Genomic DNA, 18,184 nt, shown 5'->3' with positions numbered 1-18,184 from the left:
ATTTAGTTCTCCTCAGTATTGTCTAATCTGTATCCTCTTCCTTTGTAAGTTTTAATACTGTCATGTGGCAGAATTTTTCTCAGCTCTTTAATATAGGTTCTTACAACTTCATCACCCACTGCCTTTCCGCCCCACACATAGTTCAGAATTGTTTCAGAGCTAACTATCTCTCCCTTTCTTTTTATCAATAAAGTTAGTAAATCCCATGCTGTTTTTGAAACTTTTATTTCTCTGTTATTTTTCCAGATTGTTTTTGCATCAATATTAATTGTAACATCTCCAATCCTTAAAACAGTTTCTATTTGAATTCTTTTACTTAATGCCCTAACTCTGAGTAGTAATTCTTTTGGTTCAAAAGGCTTGGTAAGATAGTCATCCGCTCCTCTAAGGAAACATTCTTCTTTACTGGAAAGCTCGGTTTTGGCTGTAAGAATTAAAATAGGCGTATTTATTTTATTTTCTCTAAGAAATGTTATTAAATCTTCTCCACGAGAAAAATTTAACATAAGATCAAGAACAATCACATCAAATTCATAAACTTTAAGAAGCTTTGGAAGCTTTCTTTCATCATGAATCCATACTGTTTCAATATCATTGAGTTTGAAATACTCCTGTAGGCTTTCACCAAGAGCTTTATCATCTTCAATGAGAAGAATTTTCATCAATTGAATATTACATTAACTCATGAGGTTTTTCAAGAAGGCAAGGAGCAGACTTAATGTCTGCTCCTTTATGAAATTTAGTACATATCAGGTGAAGGCATTGGTGGTTTCTTTTCTTCTTCTGGAATTTCAGATACTAAAACTTCTGTTGTAAGCATCAATCCTGCTACAGAAGCAGCATTCTGAAGAGCTGTTCTTGTAACTTTTGTTGGATCAATAATGCCTGCTTCCATCATGTCTACAAATTTTTCCTGATATGCATCGTATCCAAAATTAATGTTGCTGTTTTCTTTCACCTTTTCAACAATCAATGTGGCTTCAACACCGGCATTGGCAATAATCTGTTTTATAGGCTCTTCCAGAGCTTTCTTAACAATCTCAATACCAAGCTGCTGATCATGATTTTCAGCCTTCAAATTCTCCAGAGCCCTTTGACATCTTAAAAGAGCTACTCCACCACCAGGAACAATTCCTTCCTCCACAGCAGCTCTTGTTGCATTCAAAGCATCCTCTACCCTTGCTTTCTTTTCCTTCATCTCAGCCTCAGTTGCTGCACCCACATTGATTCTTGCAACTCCACCTGCAAGTTTTGCAAGTCTTTCCTGAAGTTTTTCACGGTCATAATCAGAGGTTGTTTCTTCAATTTGAACTTTTATCTGTTTAATTCTTCCCTGAATTTTCTGAGGATCTCCTGCTCCTTCAACAATTGTGGTATTGTCTTTGTCAACAATGATCTTCTTTGCTCTTCCAAGATCATCAATCTTTACATTTTCAAGTTTAACTCCAAGATCCTCTGAAATTACTGTTCCACCTGTAAGAATAGCAATATCCTCAAGCATTGCCTTTCTTCTTTCTCCAAATCCAGGAGCTTTTACTGCACAAACCTGAAGCACTCCTCTTAGTTTGTTTACAACCAGTGTTGCAAGGGCTTCACCCTCCACATCTTCTGCAATAATAAGAAGTGGTTTGCCCATTCGTGCAATCTGCTCAAGAATTGGAAGAAGGTCCTTCATACTGGAAATTTTCTTATCATGGATTAAAATTAAGGCATCTTCAAGAACACATTCAAGACGCTCAGGATCAGTTATAAAATATGGTGAGATATATCCACGGTCAAACTGCATTCCCTCAACTATATCAAGAGTTGTTGCCATTCCTTTTGCTTCTTCAACAGTAATAACGCCATCTTTCCCCACTTTATCCATTGCCTCAGCGATAAGTTCTCCTATTGAAGCATCATTATTAGCAGAAATTGTTCCTACCTGTGCAATCTCTTTTTTATCTGCAACAGGCTTTGAAATCTTCTTAAGCTCTTCAACAACTGCTTCAACAGCCTTGTCAATTCCTCTCTTAAGATCCATTGAATTAGCACCTGCTGAAACATACTTAAGACCTTCTTTGTAAATGGCATAAGCCAATACAGTGGCAGTGGTAGTTCCATCACCAGCTACATCAGAGGTTTTTGATGCAACTTCCCTTACAAGCTGTGCACCCATGTTTTCAAAAGGATCTTTCAGATCTATTTCCTTAGCAACTGTAACACCATCTTTTGTTACATTGGGAGAACCGAATTTCCTCTCAATTACAACATTTCTTCCTCTTGGTCCCAAGGTTGCTTTTACAGCATCAGTAAGAATTGTAACACCTTTAAGAATTGACTGTCTTGCTGCATCACCAAATATTAACTGCTTTGCTGCCATATCATCCCCTCCTTTTTATTATTTTTCTACTATTCCGAGAATTTCTTCTTCTTTAATAATTAAATACTCTACATCATCAATTTTAATTTTTGAACCAGCATATTTGTCAAAAAGAACAGTGTCACCTACCTTTACTTCTTTCACCTCAGAGCCAACCTCAATAACTGTACCCTTCTGAGGTTTTTCCTTTGCCACATCAGGTACATAGATTCCTCCTGGAGTCTTCTCAAGCTCTTCAGATGAAAACTTTACAACTACCCTGTCTTTAAGTGGCTTAATCTTCATATCCTCCCTCCTTTTTATTTTATTTAATGAATTATTAGCAACTAATCTTACCGAGTGCTAATATAACCTGAATTTAGATTTCCAATCAAGGCTAAATAAAACAATTTATTGCCAGATTTTAACTATTTTGATGTGATATTTTCATTTTTTATTAGTTTTTGCTGTATTTCTTTAAAATACTTTCAATCCTAAGATTATCATTGAAGATGCTCAGAATCACAATAGAAAAATCATTGAATGGCTCGGAATGAGAAAAAAGTCATTCCATGTTATAATAGTTTCAATAAATGGATTTCTTTAGAATTAAAAAGACCTATTATTCAGCAAAAAGGCTTCAGGAAATAATCAATGTTTTCATAAAACACGGATTTGGCCAGATAATTGACCAAATTCATCTTGGAAGATTCATAGCTTTAAAGAAAAGAATAAAAAGTTTTGGAAGATGGCCCTACTATAAAGCTCCTACTGCTGCTGAAAGACTTAGAATTGCCTTTGAGGAGTTAGGTCCAACTTTTATAAAACTTGGACAACTTCTTTCATCACGGCCGGACCTTGTAAGCATTGCCTATGCAAAGGAATTTAAAAAACTTCAGGATAGGGTTCCTCCATTTGAAACCAAAAAAGTTTATGAAATCATTGAAAAAGAGCTGGGAGTAAGCATTGAAAAAATTTTTGAAAGCATTAATCCTGAGCCTCTTGGTTCTGCCTCAATTGCACAGGTTCATGAAGCAGTATTAAAAGATGGTAAAGAAGTGATTGTAAAGGTGCGACGGCCTGGTATAAAACAACAGATTATGCTTGACCTTACAATACTTCATAGTCTTGCTAAACTTATTGAAAAATATGTTCCTGAAAGTAAAATTTTTGATCCTGTAGGAATTGTTGAGCAGTTTTCGCGATCTATTACAAAAGAGCTTGATTTCAGAAGAGAAGCATCCAATGCAGTAGTTTTCAGGGAAAATTTTAAAAATGATCCAAAAGTTTATATTCCCTATGTTTTTAGAGAGTTTACTACTGAAAAAATTCTCGTTATGGAAAAAGTTAAAGGAATCAGAATAGATGATGTAGAATCACTTAAAGCAAAAGGCTTTGATATTGAAACACTTTTAAATAGTTTAATTGATATGTATTTTAAGCAGATTTTTGACTACGGCTTTTTCCATGGTGATCCCCATCCTGGCAATATTCTTATAATGGATAACTCCTGCATAGCGCTGGTTGACTTTGGTATAGTTCAAAGAATTGATGAGGAATTTAAAGAAGCTTATGCAAATGTAGCACTGGCTATAATAAATCAGAATACTGAGAAATTAATAACAGAGTATCTCAAGCTTGGCATTATTCCTGAGGAGATTGATAAAGAAAAACTTAAAAAAGAACTAAAAGAAGATATTGAAGAGCTTCTTTTTCCAATTTATACTTACAGAATTGAGGAGATTAAAATATCAGAACTCATTGAATCAATTATGAAAGTAGCATTAAAGCATAGATTAAGATTTCTTCCTGAACTTTTATTGATTGACAAGGTTTTAATAATGCTTGAAGGATTGACAAGACAGCTTTGTCCGAAAATATCAATTATTGAATTACTGAAGCCCTATGCAAAAAAAATTATATCAAAGAGACTGCATCTTGATTTTTATCTGAACAAAACTCTTAAAGCACTGAATGAATTTAAAGAAGCTGCTCTGAATATTCCCTTTCAGCTTAAAACACTTCTCAGGAAGGCTGTGAAAGATGAGATAACTGTCCGCATGTATCATGTTAATCTTCCTGAATTTATAAAAGATATTGATAAAGCAAGCAATAAAATTGCCTTTGCTCTTATTGTAAGCGCCATGATCCTTAGTTCAGCAATAATGCATGCAACTGAGGTAAAACCTTTAATATATGGAATCTCTCTTTTCGGGCTTATTACAGGTGTATTTGCCTTTTTTCTTGGTTTATGGTTGATTATATCAATAATAAGATCTGGAAAATTGTAATCACAGTGGTTGTTTTGCTCTTAAAGATTTGATATAATTTAACATGTTTATATTTTTACGAATAGTAGCATTTTTAATATTTTTAACTGGTAATGCCTTTGCTGACAGAATTTGTGTTCAGATAATTGATGGTGAAAGGGTTTATACAAATCTCTGTGAAGAAAAAGTAAGGAAAATATCTTTAAAAAAAACACATAAACCTCAAAAATTCTCTTCATCAAACACAGCTTCATCAATATCAAGGCAGGAGCTTGAAAAGATTGTTGAGGAAAAATCTGGATTTTACGGCATAGACCCTAAGTTAATAAAAGAGATGATAAGGGAAGAAAGCGGCTGGAATCCCAATGCAGTTTCACCAAAGGGTGCTATGGGAGTAATGCAGCTTATGCCAGGCACTGCAATTCTTATGGGCGTAAAAAATCCCTTTGATCCTGTTCAAAACATAGATGGTGGAATAAGATACATGAAATATCTTCTTGAAAAATTTAATGGAAATTTTCAACTTGCCCTTGCTGCCTATAATGCTGGTCCAGGTCTTGTTGAAACTCTTGGAAGAATTCCCAATATTTCAGAAACGCAGAACTATGTAAGAAAAATATCTTTAAGATACTCTGGAAGTGCTTCTCAGTACAAAATTAAAAGACCAATTAAAGCTGTTATACTTTCCGACGGAACTGTTATATACACAAACAGGGAGGACATGTACATATGGACAACAAAATAGTAGAAGAAATAAAAAAGCTAAAAAAACAGAGAAATGCCATAATTCTTGCTCATAATTATCAACGTGAGGAAATACAGGATATTGCTGATTTTGTAGGGGATTCTCTTGAATTAAGCAGACAGGCAGCTCAACTTCAATGTGATGTTATTGTTTTCTGCGGAGTTCATTTTATGGCTGAAACTGCTGCAATACTTAATCCTGATAAAACTGTTCTGCTTCCTGAAATTGAGGCTGGCTGTCCAATGGCAGATACAGTAAATATCAAAGAACTTAAAGAATGGATAAAAAAATATCCGTCTTTTCCTGTTGTTTCCTATGTTAACACCACTGCAGAGGTCAAAGCATTAAGTTACACATGCTGCACATCTGCTAATGCTCCTCAGATTGTGAAAGCTGTGCCCTTTGACTCAATTATTTTTGTTCCTGATAAAAATTTGGCAGACTGGGTAAAAAAACAGGTTCCATACAAGGAGATTATTCCCTGGAATGGATTCTGTCCAACTCATCATATGATAAAAAAAGAAGATGTAATTCGTGCTAAAAAGGCTCATCAAGATGCTCTGGTTGTTGTTCATCCTGAGTGTCGTCCTGAAGTTATTGAACTTGCGGATCATGTTGCCTCTACAAGTGGAATGGTAAGGTTTGCTAAGGCATCTCAGGCTAAAGAATTTATAATTGGCACAGAAATTGGACTTCTTTACAGACTGAAAAAAGAAAATCCAGATAAAAAATTTTATCCTCTTAAGAGTACAATGATATGTCCAAATATGAAAATCACAACTCTTGAAAGCGTTCTTGTAGCATTAAAAGAAGATAAATATATAATTAAAGTTCCTGAAGATATAAGAATAAAAGCCTATGAAGCTGTTCAGAGAATGTTCACTCTTATGTCTTGATGCTTAAAGAAATAATCATTGAGAAAATAAAAAAACATGGGCCTATCCCCTTTGATGAATTCATGGAAATGGCTCTTTATTTTCCAGAGCTTGGCTACTACTCAAAAAATGATATAAAAATTGGAAAACAGGGAGATTTCTTCACAGCATCCCATCTTGGTTCAGTTTTTGGATTTTTATTGAGTAAAGAGATAAAAAACCTTTATAAAAAACTTAACTGCCCTCAGAATTTTACTGTAACTGAAATAGGTCCTGGCATGGGATATCTTGCAAAAGATCTTCTTGATGAGAGCTCCATCAATCTCAGATACAATCTTGTAGAAATAAATCCTTCAATGAGAAAAATACAAAGGCAACATCTTAATCCTTATCTTGATAAAACTCAATGGTATAATTCAATTGAAGAATTATCGCCTTTCAGAGGAGTCTTTATATGTAACGAAGTTTTTGATGCCTTACCTGTAAGAGTTTTTGAAATATATGATTCAAAAGAAGTTATGGAGATTTATGTAGATTTTAAAAATGATGAATTAATTGAAATCTTTTTGCCCTGTAGAACAGATACACTGCAGTATATTAAAGAGTTTGCTCCATGGGTTTTGAAAATAAAAGGGTATCGCTCAGAAGTAAATTTAAAAATGAAATTCTTGATTGAAACTATGAGTAAAAAATTGGAAAATGGCTATGTTTTGATATTTGATTATGGATATAACTCTCAGGAATACTATCATCCAGACAGAACAAAAGGAACATTACTATGCTATCATAAGCACACAATTAATGAAAATCCCTATATAAACATCGGCAAGCAAGACATAACAGCTCATGTAAACTTTACTGCATTAAAAAAATGGGCAGAAGAATCAGGATTTAAGTGTGAAGGATATTTCTCTCAGAGTGAATATCTCATTTCCCTTTGTAATGAAACTGTTTTAAAGGAAATTTACCAAAGAAATCTAATACAGTCTTTTAAAAGACTTGTGCTCCCCCAGGGAATGGGGGAGTCACACAAAGTAATGATTTTATCAAAAAATTTAGATTCCCATTTTCGTTAACTCTTTTATAATTGCCTGTCCTATGACATTTCTTTGAATCTGATTTGTTCCTTCATATATCTGAAGAATTTTTGCATCTCGCATCATCTTTTCAACAGGATAATCCTTCATATATCCTGAACCACCCATAACCTGAACAGCATCAACTGTTACTTTCATAGCCACATCAGTTGCAAAGGTCTTTGCCATTGCAGAGGCTTTTGTAATATCCTTTGCTCCGCTGTCAATGTATCTTGCTACAGAATAAACAAGAGCTCTTGCAGCTTCAATCTGAATTGCCATGTCTGCAAGCATATGTTGAACTGCTTGAAAACTTATCACAGGCTGACCGAACTGTATTCTCTGTTTAGCAAATCTTGCAGCTTCTTCAAAAGCTCCTTGCGCAACGCCAACTCCCTGTGCTCCCACACCAACCCGGCTCTGATCAAGTGTTTTCATTGCAACAATAAATCCCATACCTTCTCTACCGAGCATATTTTCTTTCGGGACCCTGCAATCTTCAAATATCAACTCTCTTGTTGCTGATGCTCTTATTCCCATTTTATTTTCTTTTTTTCCGAAACTGAAACCAGAAGTTCCTTTCTCAACAATAAATGCTGATGCACCTCTTGGTCCTTTAGCTTTATCTGTTAGAGCAATAACTGTATAAATTTCTGCCTCTCCTCCGTTTGTTATCCATTGTTTTCTCCCATTGAGAATGTAGTAATCTCCATCCCTTGTAGCAGTTGTCTGAATTCCTCCAGCATCGCTTCCAGCATTTGGTTCTGTCAGTGCAAAAGCAACAAGGCGTTTACCATCTGCTATGTCTGGTAAGTATTTTTTCTTTTGTTCTTCAGTTCCAAAAAGAAGAATTGGATAAGTTCCCAAAGCATTTGCAGCATAGGTAGTTGATACTCCAAGACAGACCCTGGATAGTTCCTCAACTACAAGGCAGAGTTCAAGAGTTCCTGTCCCCAATCCTCCATATTCAGCTGGAATAAATACTCTGAACATATCAGCCTGAGCTAAAATTTTCATAATCTCCCATGGAAATTCACCTGTTTCATCAAGCTCTGCTCTTACAGGTTTAACATGCTCCTCTGCAATCTGCCTTGCCAGGTCTTTTATCATTTTTTGCTCTTCAGTTAAAAAATAATCCACCTCTGACCTCCTTTAACCGGATATATCTGCACCCTCAACAAGGAGGGTTGGAGAACCAATGCTACCAAAGAACTTCAAATCATCTCCTGCTGCTTTAATGTTTTTAAAAAGCTCCTGAACATTACCCGAATATACTGCCTCTTTTACAGGATGTTTTAATTCTCCATTTTCTATGTAAATTCCAGAAATGCCAACTGAAAAATCTCCACTAACAGGATTTGCTGTATGCATGCCCATAACTTCTACAATATAGATTCCTCTGTCAATCTGTTTTATTATATTCTCTACAGTAGTTCCTGCTGTTTCAATATAGAGATTTGTAGGTCCTACTGATACTCCTCTTTCTGTTCTCACAGCATTTCCAGTAGATGAGGTTCCTGCACGCTGTGCTGTATATGTATTGTGCAAAAGTGATACTAAAAAACCATTTTTTACCAGAAATTTTTCTGTTGCAGGAACTCCTTCAGCATCAAAGGGTGATGAACCAAATCTTTCAGGGAGCAATCCATTGTCAACTATGTTCAGTTTTTCATTTATAACCATCTGTCCGAGTTTTTCTGTAAATAGAGATTTACCAATCTGATAGTTTTCTGCAGAGACAGCTTCAGTTATGAGGCTAAGAAATTCACAAGCAACAAAGGGATGTAAAACTGCAAAGCCTTTAAAAGATTTAATTTTTTTAGGATTAAGAAGCATCAAAGCTTTTTTCCCTGCTTCCTCTGCAACTTCTTCAAAGTTAATGTTTTTTAAGAATCTTTCTGCCCTGTAAGCCCATCCCATCTGCGAGTCAGATTCCTCAGCAACGGCAATTATATGTGCTGTAACAGCAGTAAAAGGCTCATGAACAGACACTCCATTTGAGTTTATAATACCCTTTTCCTCAATTGTAATATTTATTTCTGCATTTCTGAGTTTTTTTATTCTCTTATCAAAAAAAGCAGATTTTTGCATGTCTATCAGCATCTGAGGCAGTTTTCCTTTTATTTTTATTAATTCCTCGTCAAAAACTTCTACTTTCTTTATTTGTTGCGGAGTTGGAAGATTTAAAAATTCGTCTGGTTCAGATATTCTGGCAATTTCAATTGCTTGTTGAACTGCCTCTGGAATTTTATCCATGTTGGTGCAACTTGAGATTCCTGCTTTTTTATCTTTTATTACCCTTATTGAGAAAATTTCCTTTATGGCATCCTTTTTTTTATCAACATCTAAATCCTTGCCTTCTACGGAATAAATCTTCCTTTTTAAAAAATAAATTTCCCAATCAGCATGAATATCAGGAATTTTATTTAAAATTTCATTCAATATATGTTGCTGAGGCATAATCTGACTCCCATACAGTAACACTGTAAAGTTTTACAGGAAAGCTGCTTAATCTGTCTTTCAAAGAGATGTATATCCATTTTGCTATATTTTCACTTGAGGGATTTATCTGGGTAAATGGAGGAATCTGATTTATAAAAGTATGGTCAAGCTGGGAGACTACCTCTTCAGTGATTCTTTTTAATTCCTTAAAATCAATGGCAATACCTATTTCATTAAGATTTTCAGCAGTTACCTCTACTTCAACCTTCCAGTTATGCCCGTGAATATTCTCACATTTTCCTTTATAGCCTCTTAACTGATGAGCAGCATCAAATCCTGTGATAATTTTTAATTTATACATTATTTAACTTCTTTCTTAAATACTGTTATGTAGGGAAGGTTTCTGAACATCTCTTGATAATCAAGCCCATAGCCTACAACAAATTTATTAGGAATTTTAAAACCAATATAATCCACAGGAACATCAACAACTCTTCTTTCTGTTTTATCCAGTAAAACACATATTTTTAGAGATGAAGGATTCATTGAAAGAATCTTTTCTCTTATAATTTTTAAAGAAATTCCTGTATCAATAATATCATCAACAAGAAGTATATCTTTACCCTGAATCTCCTCTCTTGGAAAATAATAAATCTTTACTTCACCGGATGATTTGTCTTTTATGTAACTTGATGCAACAATGAAATCTACCTTTAAAGGAGTTTGAATATATCTTATGAGGTCGGAGAAAAACATAAATGAACCTTTTAAAATACCTATGACAACTAAGTCTTTATTGGCATAGTCTGAGGATATTTTATAGGCAAGTTCTTTAACTTTTTTTTGAATTTGCTCTTCTGAAATAAGCGGCGTTCCTATAAACATAGTTAAACATTATACCAAAAAATAAAAATTTTTAGAAAGGGATTGAGACTCCTTGATAAAGATAATAAAGCATTGCATTGATTGCCATTTTAACTACTACAAAGTCGCAATTTCTCCTTTTACTTTTTTCAGATGTGACATGAAAAAATTGTGTATAATGTATAAAAAATTTATCAAGGAGGGAAAAACATGGCTCAGGCAGGTAACGAAAAAATTTTAGGAGGTCTTGGCTGTATTTTTATTGTTTTGGGTTTTATACCATGGATAGGCTGGATACTGGGTATTGCAGGAATTGTTTTGCTATTTATTGCCATCAATAAACTGGCTCAAATTTTTTCAGATAAGAATATCTTTAACAAATTTTTAACTGGCTTTTTGATTAGCATAGGAGGAATACTGTTAGGTATTATTTTTGGTATGTTTTCCATGATACCACTAATGATGGAAGGTTCTCGTCATGGTATGACTGCAATGCCTTCCGGTGTTGGATTTATTTTTATATTCCTTGTTGTTTATGCTTTAAACATATTCGGTATGTATTTTTATCGCCAATGCTTTGATATTATCCATAACTATACTAAAATAAATCTTTTCAAACTTGCAGGCGCTTTCATGTTCTGGGGTGCTGTTGGAGTTATAGTCTTTGGACTGGGTGCTATTGCGATTTTTGTAGGATGGATACTGCTTGCAATAGCTTTTTTCAGTCTTCCAGAGAATTATGAAGGAAAAAACACTGTATAAATTTGAAAGAGATTTCAATTGTAAAGTATAATTTTAATTTAATCTGCTGTGCAGAGTTGTATCTACCAAAATTTGCTGGAGGGGCTGATGAGAGTTGTTGTTTGTATTAAACAGGTTCCAGATGTTACAGAAGTAAAAATTGATCCAAAAACAAACACTCTTATAAGAGAAGGTGTTCCAAGCATAATGAATCCCTATGATTTGCATGCCATTGAAGCAGCACTTCAAATTAAAGAAACTACTTCAGGTAAAGTTACAGTCATTACAATGGGACCACCTCAGGCTGAAGATGTCTTAAGGGAGGCTATTTCAATGGGTGTGGATGATGCAATTTTACTTACAGACAGGCGATTTGCAGGTTCAGACACATGGGCAACTGCCTATACTCTTTCCAGGGCTGCAAGAAAAATTGGCTTTGATTTAATAATCTGTGGAAAACAGGCAATTGATGGTGATACTGCTCAGGTAGGACCTGAAATGGCTGAGTTTCTTGATATTCCTCATGTTGCATATGTAAGAAGAATTGATAAAATAGATTCTTCTGAAATGATTGTTGAAAGGCTTATGGATGACTGTTATGAAAAAATATGGATAAAGCTACCAGCATTGATAACAGTAGTAAAAGAATTAAACAATCCCCGTCCACCTTCAATAAGAGGCAAAATGGCAGCAAAAAAAGCAGTGATTCCAAGATGGAATGCCGATGACATTGAGGCAGAAGAAGACAGAATCGGACTTAAAGGTTCTCCCACAATGGTTAAAAACATATTTGCACCTTCACCAAGAGGCGAAAGAAGAATTCTTGAAGGCACACCTGATGAGCAGGTTACCACACTTCTTAAAGAACTGAGGAGGTTAGGATGCTTATAAGAATTAACATAGAAAAATGCACAGGCTGTGCAACCTGTGTCAATGTGTGTCCCTTTGGAGCAATAATAATCAAAGAAGATAAAGCCTTTATAACAGAAGCCTGCACACTTTGCGGTGCCTGTGTTGAGTCATGCCCGGAAGGAGCAATTGTAGATGAAAGAGGAAAAGAGGCGGAAAAATCAGAAAACTTTAAAGGAGTATGGATATTTGCTGAGCAATCACAGGGCAGGATTGCCTCTGTTGCCTATGAACTACTCGGAATTGGAAGAAAACTTGCCGATGAGCTCCAAACAGAGCTTTCTGCAGTCCTCTTTGGAGAGGCTGCAGAAATTGAGGAGCTTATTCGCTGGGGAGCTGACAAGGTGTATTATGCTGATGCTCCTCAGTATTCTTTCTTAGATGATGAATTGTATGCTAAAACTCTTGTGAAACTAATTAATCAGCACAAACCTGAAATACTTCTTGCCGGTGCCACTGCTATAGGTCGTTCTTTTATTCCAAGAGTGGCAGCAAAATTGAGAGTAGGACTTACAGCAGACTGCACAGGACTTGAAATTGATAAAGAAACAGGAAATCTTCTTCAGATTCGTCCTGCCTTTGGAGGAAATATTATGGCAACAATTGTTTCTCCAACGAGCAGACCACAGATTGCAACAGTAAGACCCAGAGTAATGAAAAGGGGTGAGTATAACTACAATAAAAAAGGTGAAATAATAAAAATTGAACCTCTTGAGCCAACAGGAAGGATTAAAGTTCTTGAAAGACTTGAAGATACATCATTTTGCAAAGTAAATCTTCAGGATGCAAAGGTAATTGTTTCTGGTGGTAGAGGGATTGGTGGTCCTGAAGGATTTAAGATGCTCTGGGAACTTGCAAATCTTCTTGGTGGAACAGTCGGAGCTTCCCGTGCAGCAGTTGATGAAGGATGGATTCCCTATGCTCATCAGGTAGGACAGACAGGTAAAACAGTATGCCCAAAGCTTTATATAGCCTGCGGAATTTCAGGTGCTGTTCAACATCTTGTGGGAATGCAATCAAGCGATATAATTGTTGCAATTAACAAAGATCCCAATGCACCCATATTTAATGTAGCAACCTATGGAATTGTTGGTGATTTAAAAGAAATAGTGCCTTTGATGATAAAAAAACTCAAGGAAGGAGTCTTTGAATGATAGCCTTTGTTTTTCCCGGACAGGGTTCTCAATATGTGGGAATGGGTAAAGATTTATATAAAACCTCAAAGGATTTATTTGAAATAGCCAGAGATATTCTTGGTTTTGATCTTGCAAAGCTGTGCATTGAAGGACCTGAATCAGAGTTAAATAAAACGAAAAATACCCAGCCAGCCTTACTTACTGTATCTTATGCTTTAGTGAGAGAAGTTTTAGCTTCAGGAATATCACCTGCTTATGTGGCTGGACATTCACTTGGAGAATACACTGCAGCAGTTTGTGGAGAAGTTTTCTCTTTTGAGGATGCTGTGAAAATCACAAGAAAAAGAGGTGAGCTTATGCAGAAAGCTCAGCCAGAAGGCAAAGGTGCAATGGCTGCTGTCTTAGGGCTTGATGAAGAGACTCTTAAACAAATCTGTGAGAGTATCAAAAATTTCTATGTTGATCTGGCAAATTTAAACTGTCCTGGACAGATTGTAATATCTGGAGAAGCTGAGGGAGTTAAAAAAGCTTCAGAGCTTGCAAAACAAAAGGGAGCAAAAAAGGTTGTTCCTCTTCAGGTAAGTATTCCATCCCATTGCATGCTTATGAGAGATGCGGCTCAGGAGTTTGAAAAATATTTGCAAAATTTCAATTTTAAAAATTCAAAATTTCCAATAGTAAGCAATGTGAATGCTGAGGCTATTCAGGATGCTGAGGCTATTCAGGATGCTTTAATAAAACAGCTGTACAGTCCTGTAAGATGGCAGGATTGTGTAAAATATATGATTTCAAGGGGAGTTGATAAATTTATAGAAATTGGTCCTGGAAAAGTTCTTTCAGGACTCATAAGGAGAATTGATCCTGCAGTTAAAACTTACAACATAGAAAACTTGAATGATTTAAACAGTATTAAAAAGGAGGATTTAAAATGAGGAAGAAACTTGGAATCGTTGGAGCAGGAAATGTGGGTGCAACTGTTGCTTTATTTGCTGTAAACAGTGGCTTGTGTGATGTAGTACTTTATGATATTGTTGAAGGAATGCCTCAGGGCAAAGCTCTTGATATTCTCCAGAATACCGCTGTATTAGGCATAAAGGCATCCATTACAGGAACAAACAATCTTGATGACCTTGCAGGCTCTGATATAGTTGTAATAACTGCAGGACTGGCAAGAAAACCAGGTATGAGAAGAAAAGACCTTCTCATGGCAAACGCTGAAATTGTTGGAGGAATTGTAAATAAACTTGCACCAATTTGCCCTGAGGCAATTTATATAGTTGTTACAAATCCTATGGATGTAATGGCTTATTTAACCCTTATAGTCTCAGGTGTACAAAGACAGAGGGTTCTTGGCATGGGAGGGATTCTTGATTCATCAAGGTTTAAAACATTCATTTCCATGGAGCTCGGAGTTTCACCTCAGGATATAGAAACCCTTGTTCTTGGTGGACACGGTCTTTACATGGTTCCGCTTGTAAGATTTACCACTGTAAAGGGTATTCCTCTTTCAAAATGGCTCACGCAAGACAGAATTGAAGCTCTTGTGCAGAGAACCCGTGAAGGTGGTGCTGAAATTGTATCTCTTCTTAAAACAGGCTCTGCCTATTATGCTCCTGCTCAATCAACCTTTGAGATGGTCAAGGCAATAATTCTTGATGAAAAAAGACTGCTACCATGCTCAGTTTATCTTGATGGAGAATATGGTGCTAAGGATGTATTTAATGGAGTCCCAGTCGTACTTGGTAAACAGGGAGTTGAAAAAATAATTGAGCTTGAACTTACAGAGGAAGAAAAAGTAGCTTTTGTTAATTCTACAGAAGAAGTAAAAGGCATGATAAAAATTCTCAAAGAGGAGGGCAAAATATAATGGAGAAAACTCTGGTTATAATTAAACCTGATGCTGTCAAAAAAAATCTTATTGGAGAGATAATTTCAAGATTTGAAAAACAGGGATTAAGGGTTGCTGCGCTGAAAAAAATCAAGATGACAAAAGAACAGGCAAAAGGTTTTTATATTGTGCACAAAGACAGACCATTTTATGATTCCCTCACTGACTTCATGTCTGAAGGTCCAATTGTTGTAATGGTGTTAGAAGGTGAGGATGCAATAGCAAAGGTAAGAAAAATTATGGGAGCAACAAATCCGGCTCAGGCAGAGGAAGGAACAATTAGAAGAGAGTTTGCTGAAAACATTGAAAGAAATGCTGTGCATGGTTCTGATTCACCTCAGTCAGCAGCTTATGAAATTCCTTATTTCTTTTCAACTTTAGAAATTCTTTAATAAATTCGGGTCTCCTGATAAATAGGGAGACCCTGTTAACTCCCGCAAAGAACTATTAAACCAGAAAGGCAAAAAACTACAGGTTGAAGCATATCTGAGGAATTCATGTTTAAAATTATCGCTGAAAAACTCAGATTTTAGAAATTTATGGATTTCATTAATATTCCAGAAGGCAACTTCTTCAATTTCATTTTTATTGAAATCAAAAGGTCCTTCATGAAGTGTCCAGTAAGTATAAACAAGCTCACTTTCATACTCATTTGAATGAATATATGTATAAAGAAACTTAAGATTTTCGGAAACAACACCAAGTTCTTCAAGCATTTCTCTTTTTGCTGCAATTAAAATATTTTCTCCAGGCTTTATATGACCACCAACAGAAGTATCCCATTTACCGGGTGCCACATCTTTATGAGAGGCTCTTTTTTGAAGGAGTAACTCGCCTTTTGAATTAAAAACCAGTACATGAACAACCTTATGAAGCATTGATGGATTGCCATGAATAATACTTCTTGGAGCTATTGAGATAACTCTACCGTCCTTATCAACAATCTCAAGAAATTCTTCCATTATGCCCCTTTTTTCATTATAGTTTAAATATTTTACCTATTGTTCTAATTTTTTTCAATAAAAATAATTGAGATTGGGTGGCTTTTCATTCACCACCCAATCTTTTAATTTTATTCAGATAAAAATCTTGTGGGTGCTTCTTTCAGAAGAGTTTCTTCTGTTTCTTTAATAAGCGGTGTCCTGCCTCTTAATATACTTATCCATACTCTTACTGAGTCTGCCACAATCAGTATAACCATTACAATCATCACTGCAGAAAGCACAGCAAGTAAGTAATTATTCTTTGGCAAATAATTATTCACAATGTTTTGATAGCCAGCAACAATAGTGGTAACAAGCAAAAATGCCATTGGAACCATTGTTACCCATATGTATTTTGCCTTACCCATTCTTAAAAGTAAAGTTGTCACTATTGCCAGTGCCATTCCACCAAGAAGCTGATTATTCACACCAAAGAGAGGCCATATTGTTGAGATTGTTCCTGTGTAAAGAAGATATCCCCAGCAAAATGTGAATATTGCACTTGTTCCAATTACACCGGGCCACCACTTATAATCCCTGAGTTTTGGATAAACTGCTCCACCTATTTCCTGCATAAGATATCTTCCAACTCTTGTACCAGCATCAATTAAAGTAAGAATAAACAGAGCCTCAAACATGATTGCAAAATGATACCAGTAGCTCATTAAATGTCTTAATCCACCAATTCTTGAGAAAATATCAGCCATTCCAACTGCTAAGGATACTGCTCCACCTGGACGGCCTGCAAGTTCTTCACCTACCAAAGCAGAGAGAAATGGAAGATCCTGAACCTGCATGCCAAGTTTCTGAAATACTGCTGGTGGACTGTTTATAGCAAAGTAGTCTGCTGTAGGAAGCACTGTTGCTGCTATTAATGCCATTAAAGCAACAAAGCTCTCTGTGAGCATTGCACCATAACCAATCACTCTTATATCCTTTTCATTTGCCACCATCTTGGGTGTTGTTCCAGATGATACAAGGGAGTGAAAACCTGAAATTGCGCCACAGGCAATTGTAATGAACATAAAGGGCCAGACCTTACCTGGTATAACAGGTCCCCCACCAGAAATAAACTGCGTTGCAGCAGGCATTTGAATTAATGGATTAACAAGAATTACGCCAATAGCAAGCAAAAACATAGTTCCAAACTTCATGTATGAGCTTAGATAATCTCTTGGAACAAGAAGCAACCAAACAGGTAGTACAGCAGCAAAAAATCCATAAACTGGAATCAATACTGAAAGCTCCTTTTTACTGAATGTAAAATAAGGTGCAAGAGCAGATTCCTTTATCACAGGACCAAGAACAACGGCAAGAATAATGAGTGCTACACCAATAATACTTCCTTCAACAATCTTTCCTGGTCTTAGCCACTTAAGATAAGCTCCAATGAAAAGAGCAATTGGAATTGTTACTCCTACAGTAAAAGCACCCCATGGACTGTTAAAAAGTGCATTAACAACAGCAATTGAAGCACCGGCAAGAACAATAATTAATAAAAACAGGGTTGCCACAAGAACAAGCCAGTAAGATACAGGTCCTATTTGGGCTTTAGCAACTTCTGCAAGAGATTTTCCATTATGCCTTACAGAGGCAAACAGAACAACCATATCATGAACAGCACCTGCAAGAACTCCTCCAATCAAAATCCATAAGAATCCTGGTAGATAACCAAACTGTGCTGCCAGAACAGGTCCAATTAAAGGACCAGCACCAGCTATTGCTGCAAAATGATGTCCGAAAATAAGCCATTTATTCGTTGGGACATAGTCTCTTCCATCATTAAGCCTTACAGCAGGAGTCTGACGATTTGGATCAAGAGCAAGAACTTTTGCAGCAATAAAGGCACTGTAGAACCTGTAGGCAAGCACAAAAACGCATGCTGCTATGATTACCAGCACCAGTGCATGCATA

Annotated in this window: 19 protein-coding genes; 10 read left to right on the top strand and 9 right to left on the bottom strand. The window is 35.9% G+C overall.

The window, feature by feature from the left end:
- Positions 1-2 precede the first annotated feature (2 nt).
- The 3 genes from ACYQ3X_RS01630 to ACYQ3X_RS01620 form a co-directional block, all read right to left on the bottom strand.
- Positions 3-662 (bottom strand): response regulator transcription factor, encoded by a 660-nt coding sequence (locus ACYQ3X_RS01630; RefSeq protein WP_460180100.1) that lies wholly within the window; start codon positions 660-662, stop codon positions 3-5.
- A 77-nt stretch (positions 663-739) separates the two neighbouring features.
- On the bottom strand, positions 740-2,362 hold the full coding sequence (groL, locus tag ACYQ3X_RS01625; RefSeq protein WP_460180099.1) for a chaperonin GroEL: 1,623 nt from the start codon (positions 2,360-2,362) through the stop codon (positions 740-742).
- Between the two features lie 18 nt (positions 2,363-2,380).
- Positions 2,381-2,647 carry a co-chaperone GroES gene (locus ACYQ3X_RS01620; protein ID WP_353684277.1) on the bottom strand — a complete coding sequence of 89 codons (267 nt, stop codon included), beginning with the start codon at positions 2,645-2,647 and terminating at the stop codon, positions 2,381-2,383.
- 287 nt (positions 2,648-2,934) lie between these two features.
- On the opposite strand from ACYQ3X_RS01620, the gene ACYQ3X_RS01615 reads away from it, so the two are divergent.
- Genes ACYQ3X_RS01615 through ACYQ3X_RS01600 form a run of 4 tightly spaced genes read left to right on the top strand, consistent with a single transcriptional unit; the run spans position 2,935 to position 7,307 of the window.
- Complete coding sequence (locus tag ACYQ3X_RS01615; RefSeq protein WP_460180098.1) at positions 2,935-4,632, top strand: ABC1 kinase family protein; 1,698 nt, start codon at positions 2,935-2,937, stop codon at positions 4,630-4,632.
- Between the two features lie 43 nt (positions 4,633-4,675).
- Positions 4,676-5,356: a lytic transglycosylase domain-containing protein gene (locus ACYQ3X_RS01610; protein WP_460180097.1), complete on the top strand. Its 681-nt coding sequence runs from the start codon at positions 4,676-4,678 to the stop codon at positions 5,354-5,356.
- Entirely contained in the window at positions 5,341-6,252 is a 912-nt protein-coding gene (gene nadA / locus ACYQ3X_RS01605; RefSeq protein WP_460180096.1) for a quinolinate synthase NadA, read from the top strand. The genes ACYQ3X_RS01610 and nadA overlap by 16 nt, the downstream gene beginning before the upstream one ends.
- Positions 6,252-7,307, top strand: coding sequence for a class I SAM-dependent methyltransferase (locus ACYQ3X_RS01600; RefSeq protein ID WP_460180095.1), 1,056 nt, complete (start codon positions 6,252-6,254; stop codon positions 7,305-7,307). The genes nadA and ACYQ3X_RS01600 overlap by 1 nt, the downstream gene beginning before the upstream one ends.
- Here ACYQ3X_RS01600 and ACYQ3X_RS01595 read toward each other — a convergent pair.
- From ACYQ3X_RS01595 to hpt, 4 genes are read right to left on the bottom strand one after another with little or no spacing between them, the layout of a single operon-like run.
- The gene (locus ACYQ3X_RS01595) at positions 7,287-8,447 is read right to left on the bottom strand and encodes an acyl-CoA dehydrogenase family protein (protein ID WP_460180094.1); all 1,161 of its coding nucleotides are present in this window, start codon (positions 8,445-8,447) and stop codon (positions 7,287-7,289) included. The genes ACYQ3X_RS01600 and ACYQ3X_RS01595 overlap by 21 nt on opposite strands.
- A gap of 12 nt (positions 8,448-8,459) precedes the next feature.
- Positions 8,460-9,767, bottom strand: a complete 1,308-nt coding sequence (locus ACYQ3X_RS01590; protein ID WP_460180093.1) for a TldD/PmbA family protein — start codon at positions 9,765-9,767, stop codon at positions 8,460-8,462.
- A complete protein-coding gene (gene queD, locus ACYQ3X_RS01585) occupies positions 9,742-10,110 on the bottom strand; it encodes a 6-carboxytetrahydropterin synthase QueD (RefSeq protein WP_460180092.1) in 369 nt (122 codons plus the stop codon). The genes ACYQ3X_RS01590 and queD overlap by 26 nt, the downstream gene beginning before the upstream one ends.
- The gene (hpt, locus tag ACYQ3X_RS01580) at positions 10,110-10,634 is read right to left on the bottom strand and encodes a hypoxanthine phosphoribosyltransferase (protein WP_460180091.1); all 525 of its coding nucleotides are present in this window, start codon (positions 10,632-10,634) and stop codon (positions 10,110-10,112) included. The genes queD and hpt overlap by 1 nt, the downstream gene beginning before the upstream one ends.
- A 189-nt stretch (positions 10,635-10,823) precedes the next feature.
- Between hpt and ACYQ3X_RS01575 the strand changes: the two genes are divergently transcribed.
- The 6 genes from ACYQ3X_RS01575 to ndk all read left to right on the top strand — a co-directional run bounded on the left by ACYQ3X_RS01575 (position 10,824) and on the right by ndk (position 15,679).
- Positions 10,824-11,375, top strand: coding sequence for a DUF996 domain-containing protein (locus tag ACYQ3X_RS01575; protein WP_460180090.1), 552 nt, complete (start codon positions 10,824-10,826; stop codon positions 11,373-11,375).
- A gap of 87 nt (positions 11,376-11,462) precedes the next feature.
- Positions 11,463-12,245 (top strand): electron transfer flavoprotein subunit beta/FixA family protein, encoded by a 783-nt coding sequence (locus tag ACYQ3X_RS01570; protein WP_460180089.1) that lies wholly within the window; start codon positions 11,463-11,465, stop codon positions 12,243-12,245.
- Positions 12,236-13,417 (top strand): FAD-binding protein, encoded by a 1,182-nt coding sequence (locus ACYQ3X_RS01565; RefSeq protein WP_460180088.1) that lies wholly within the window; start codon positions 12,236-12,238, stop codon positions 13,415-13,417. The genes ACYQ3X_RS01570 and ACYQ3X_RS01565 overlap by 10 nt, the downstream gene beginning before the upstream one ends.
- A complete protein-coding gene (gene fabD / locus ACYQ3X_RS01560) occupies positions 13,414-14,331 on the top strand; it encodes an ACP S-malonyltransferase (protein ID WP_460180087.1) in 918 nt (305 codons plus the stop codon). Before ACYQ3X_RS01565 ends, fabD begins: the two co-directional genes overlap by 4 nt.
- Positions 14,328-15,266: a malate dehydrogenase gene (gene mdh / locus ACYQ3X_RS01555; RefSeq protein WP_460180086.1), complete on the top strand. Its 939-nt coding sequence runs from the start codon at positions 14,328-14,330 to the stop codon at positions 15,264-15,266. The genes fabD and mdh overlap by 4 nt, the downstream gene beginning before the upstream one ends.
- Positions 15,266-15,679, top strand: a complete 414-nt coding sequence (gene ndk, locus ACYQ3X_RS01550) for a nucleoside-diphosphate kinase (RefSeq protein ID WP_460180085.1) — start codon at positions 15,266-15,268, stop codon at positions 15,677-15,679. Before mdh ends, ndk begins: the two co-directional genes overlap by 1 nt.
- On the opposite strand, the gene ACYQ3X_RS01545 is transcribed toward ndk, so the two are convergent.
- Both ACYQ3X_RS01545 and ACYQ3X_RS01540 read right to left on the bottom strand, forming a co-directional pair.
- Positions 15,665-16,249 (bottom strand): NUDIX hydrolase, encoded by a 585-nt coding sequence (locus tag ACYQ3X_RS01545; RefSeq protein ID WP_460180084.1) that lies wholly within the window; start codon positions 16,247-16,249, stop codon positions 15,665-15,667. The two genes, ndk and ACYQ3X_RS01545, sit on opposite strands and share 15 nt — an antisense overlap.
- A 110-nt stretch (positions 16,250-16,359) precedes the next feature.
- Entirely contained in the window at positions 16,360-18,183 is a 1,824-nt protein-coding gene (locus tag ACYQ3X_RS01540) for a carbon starvation CstA family protein (RefSeq protein ID WP_460180083.1), read from the bottom strand.
- Position 18,184: the final 1 nt, after the last annotated feature.

Source organism: Thermodesulfovibrio sp. TK110 (assembly GCF_054658355.1).
Note: the sequence above shows the minus strand (reverse complement) of the source record. Positions and strands in the feature narration are given on the sequence as shown.

Bases quoted from the DNA above. Each gene is read 5' to 3' on its own strand.
- ndk (WP_460180085.1), top strand. From the start codon at position 15,266: ATGGAGAAAACTCTGGTTATAATTAAACCTGATGCTGTCAAAAAAAAT.
- mdh (WP_460180086.1), top strand. From the start codon at position 14,328: ATGAGGAAGAAACTTGGAATCGTTGGAGCAGGAAATGTGGGTGCAACT.
- ACYQ3X_RS01590 (WP_460180093.1), bottom strand. From the start codon at position 9,767: ATGCCTCAGCAACATATATTGAATGAAATTTTAAATAAAATTCCTGAT.
- ACYQ3X_RS01540 (WP_460180083.1), bottom strand. From the start codon at position 18,183: ATGCATGCACTGGTGCTGGTAATCATAGCAGCATGCGTTTTTGTGCTT.
- fabD (WP_460180087.1), top strand. From the start codon at position 13,414: ATGATAGCCTTTGTTTTTCCCGGACAGGGTTCTCAATATGTGGGAATG.
- ACYQ3X_RS01570 (WP_460180089.1), top strand. From the start codon at position 11,463: ATGAGAGTTGTTGTTTGTATTAAACAGGTTCCAGATGTTACAGAAGTA.
- hpt (WP_460180091.1), bottom strand. From the start codon at position 10,634: ATGTTTATAGGAACGCCGCTTATTTCAGAAGAGCAAATTCAAAAAAAA.
- ACYQ3X_RS01545 (WP_460180084.1), bottom strand. From the start codon at position 16,249: ATGGAAGAATTTCTTGAGATTGTTGATAAGGACGGTAGAGTTATCTCA.
- queD (WP_460180092.1), bottom strand. From the start codon at position 10,110: ATGTATAAATTAAAAATTATCACAGGATTTGATGCTGCTCATCAGTTA.
- ACYQ3X_RS01610 (WP_460180097.1), top strand. From the start codon at position 4,676: ATGTTTATATTTTTACGAATAGTAGCATTTTTAATATTTTTAACTGGT.
- ACYQ3X_RS01565 (WP_460180088.1), top strand. From the start codon at position 12,236: ATGCTTATAAGAATTAACATAGAAAAATGCACAGGCTGTGCAACCTGT.
- ACYQ3X_RS01620 (WP_353684277.1), bottom strand. From the start codon at position 2,647: ATGAAGATTAAGCCACTTAAAGACAGGGTAGTTGTAAAGTTTTCATCT.
- ACYQ3X_RS01630 (WP_460180100.1), bottom strand. From the start codon at position 662: ATGAAAATTCTTCTCATTGAAGATGATAAAGCTCTTGGTGAAAGCCTA.
- ACYQ3X_RS01600 (WP_460180095.1), top strand. From the start codon at position 6,252: ATGCTTAAAGAAATAATCATTGAGAAAATAAAAAAACATGGGCCTATC.
- ACYQ3X_RS01615 (WP_460180098.1), top strand. From the start codon at position 2,935: ATGGATTTCTTTAGAATTAAAAAGACCTATTATTCAGCAAAAAGGCTT.
- groL (WP_460180099.1), bottom strand. From the start codon at position 2,362: ATGGCAGCAAAGCAGTTAATATTTGGTGATGCAGCAAGACAGTCAATT.
- ACYQ3X_RS01575 (WP_460180090.1), top strand. From the start codon at position 10,824: ATGGCTCAGGCAGGTAACGAAAAAATTTTAGGAGGTCTTGGCTGTATT.
- nadA (WP_460180096.1), top strand. From the start codon at position 5,341: ATGGACAACAAAATAGTAGAAGAAATAAAAAAGCTAAAAAAACAGAGA.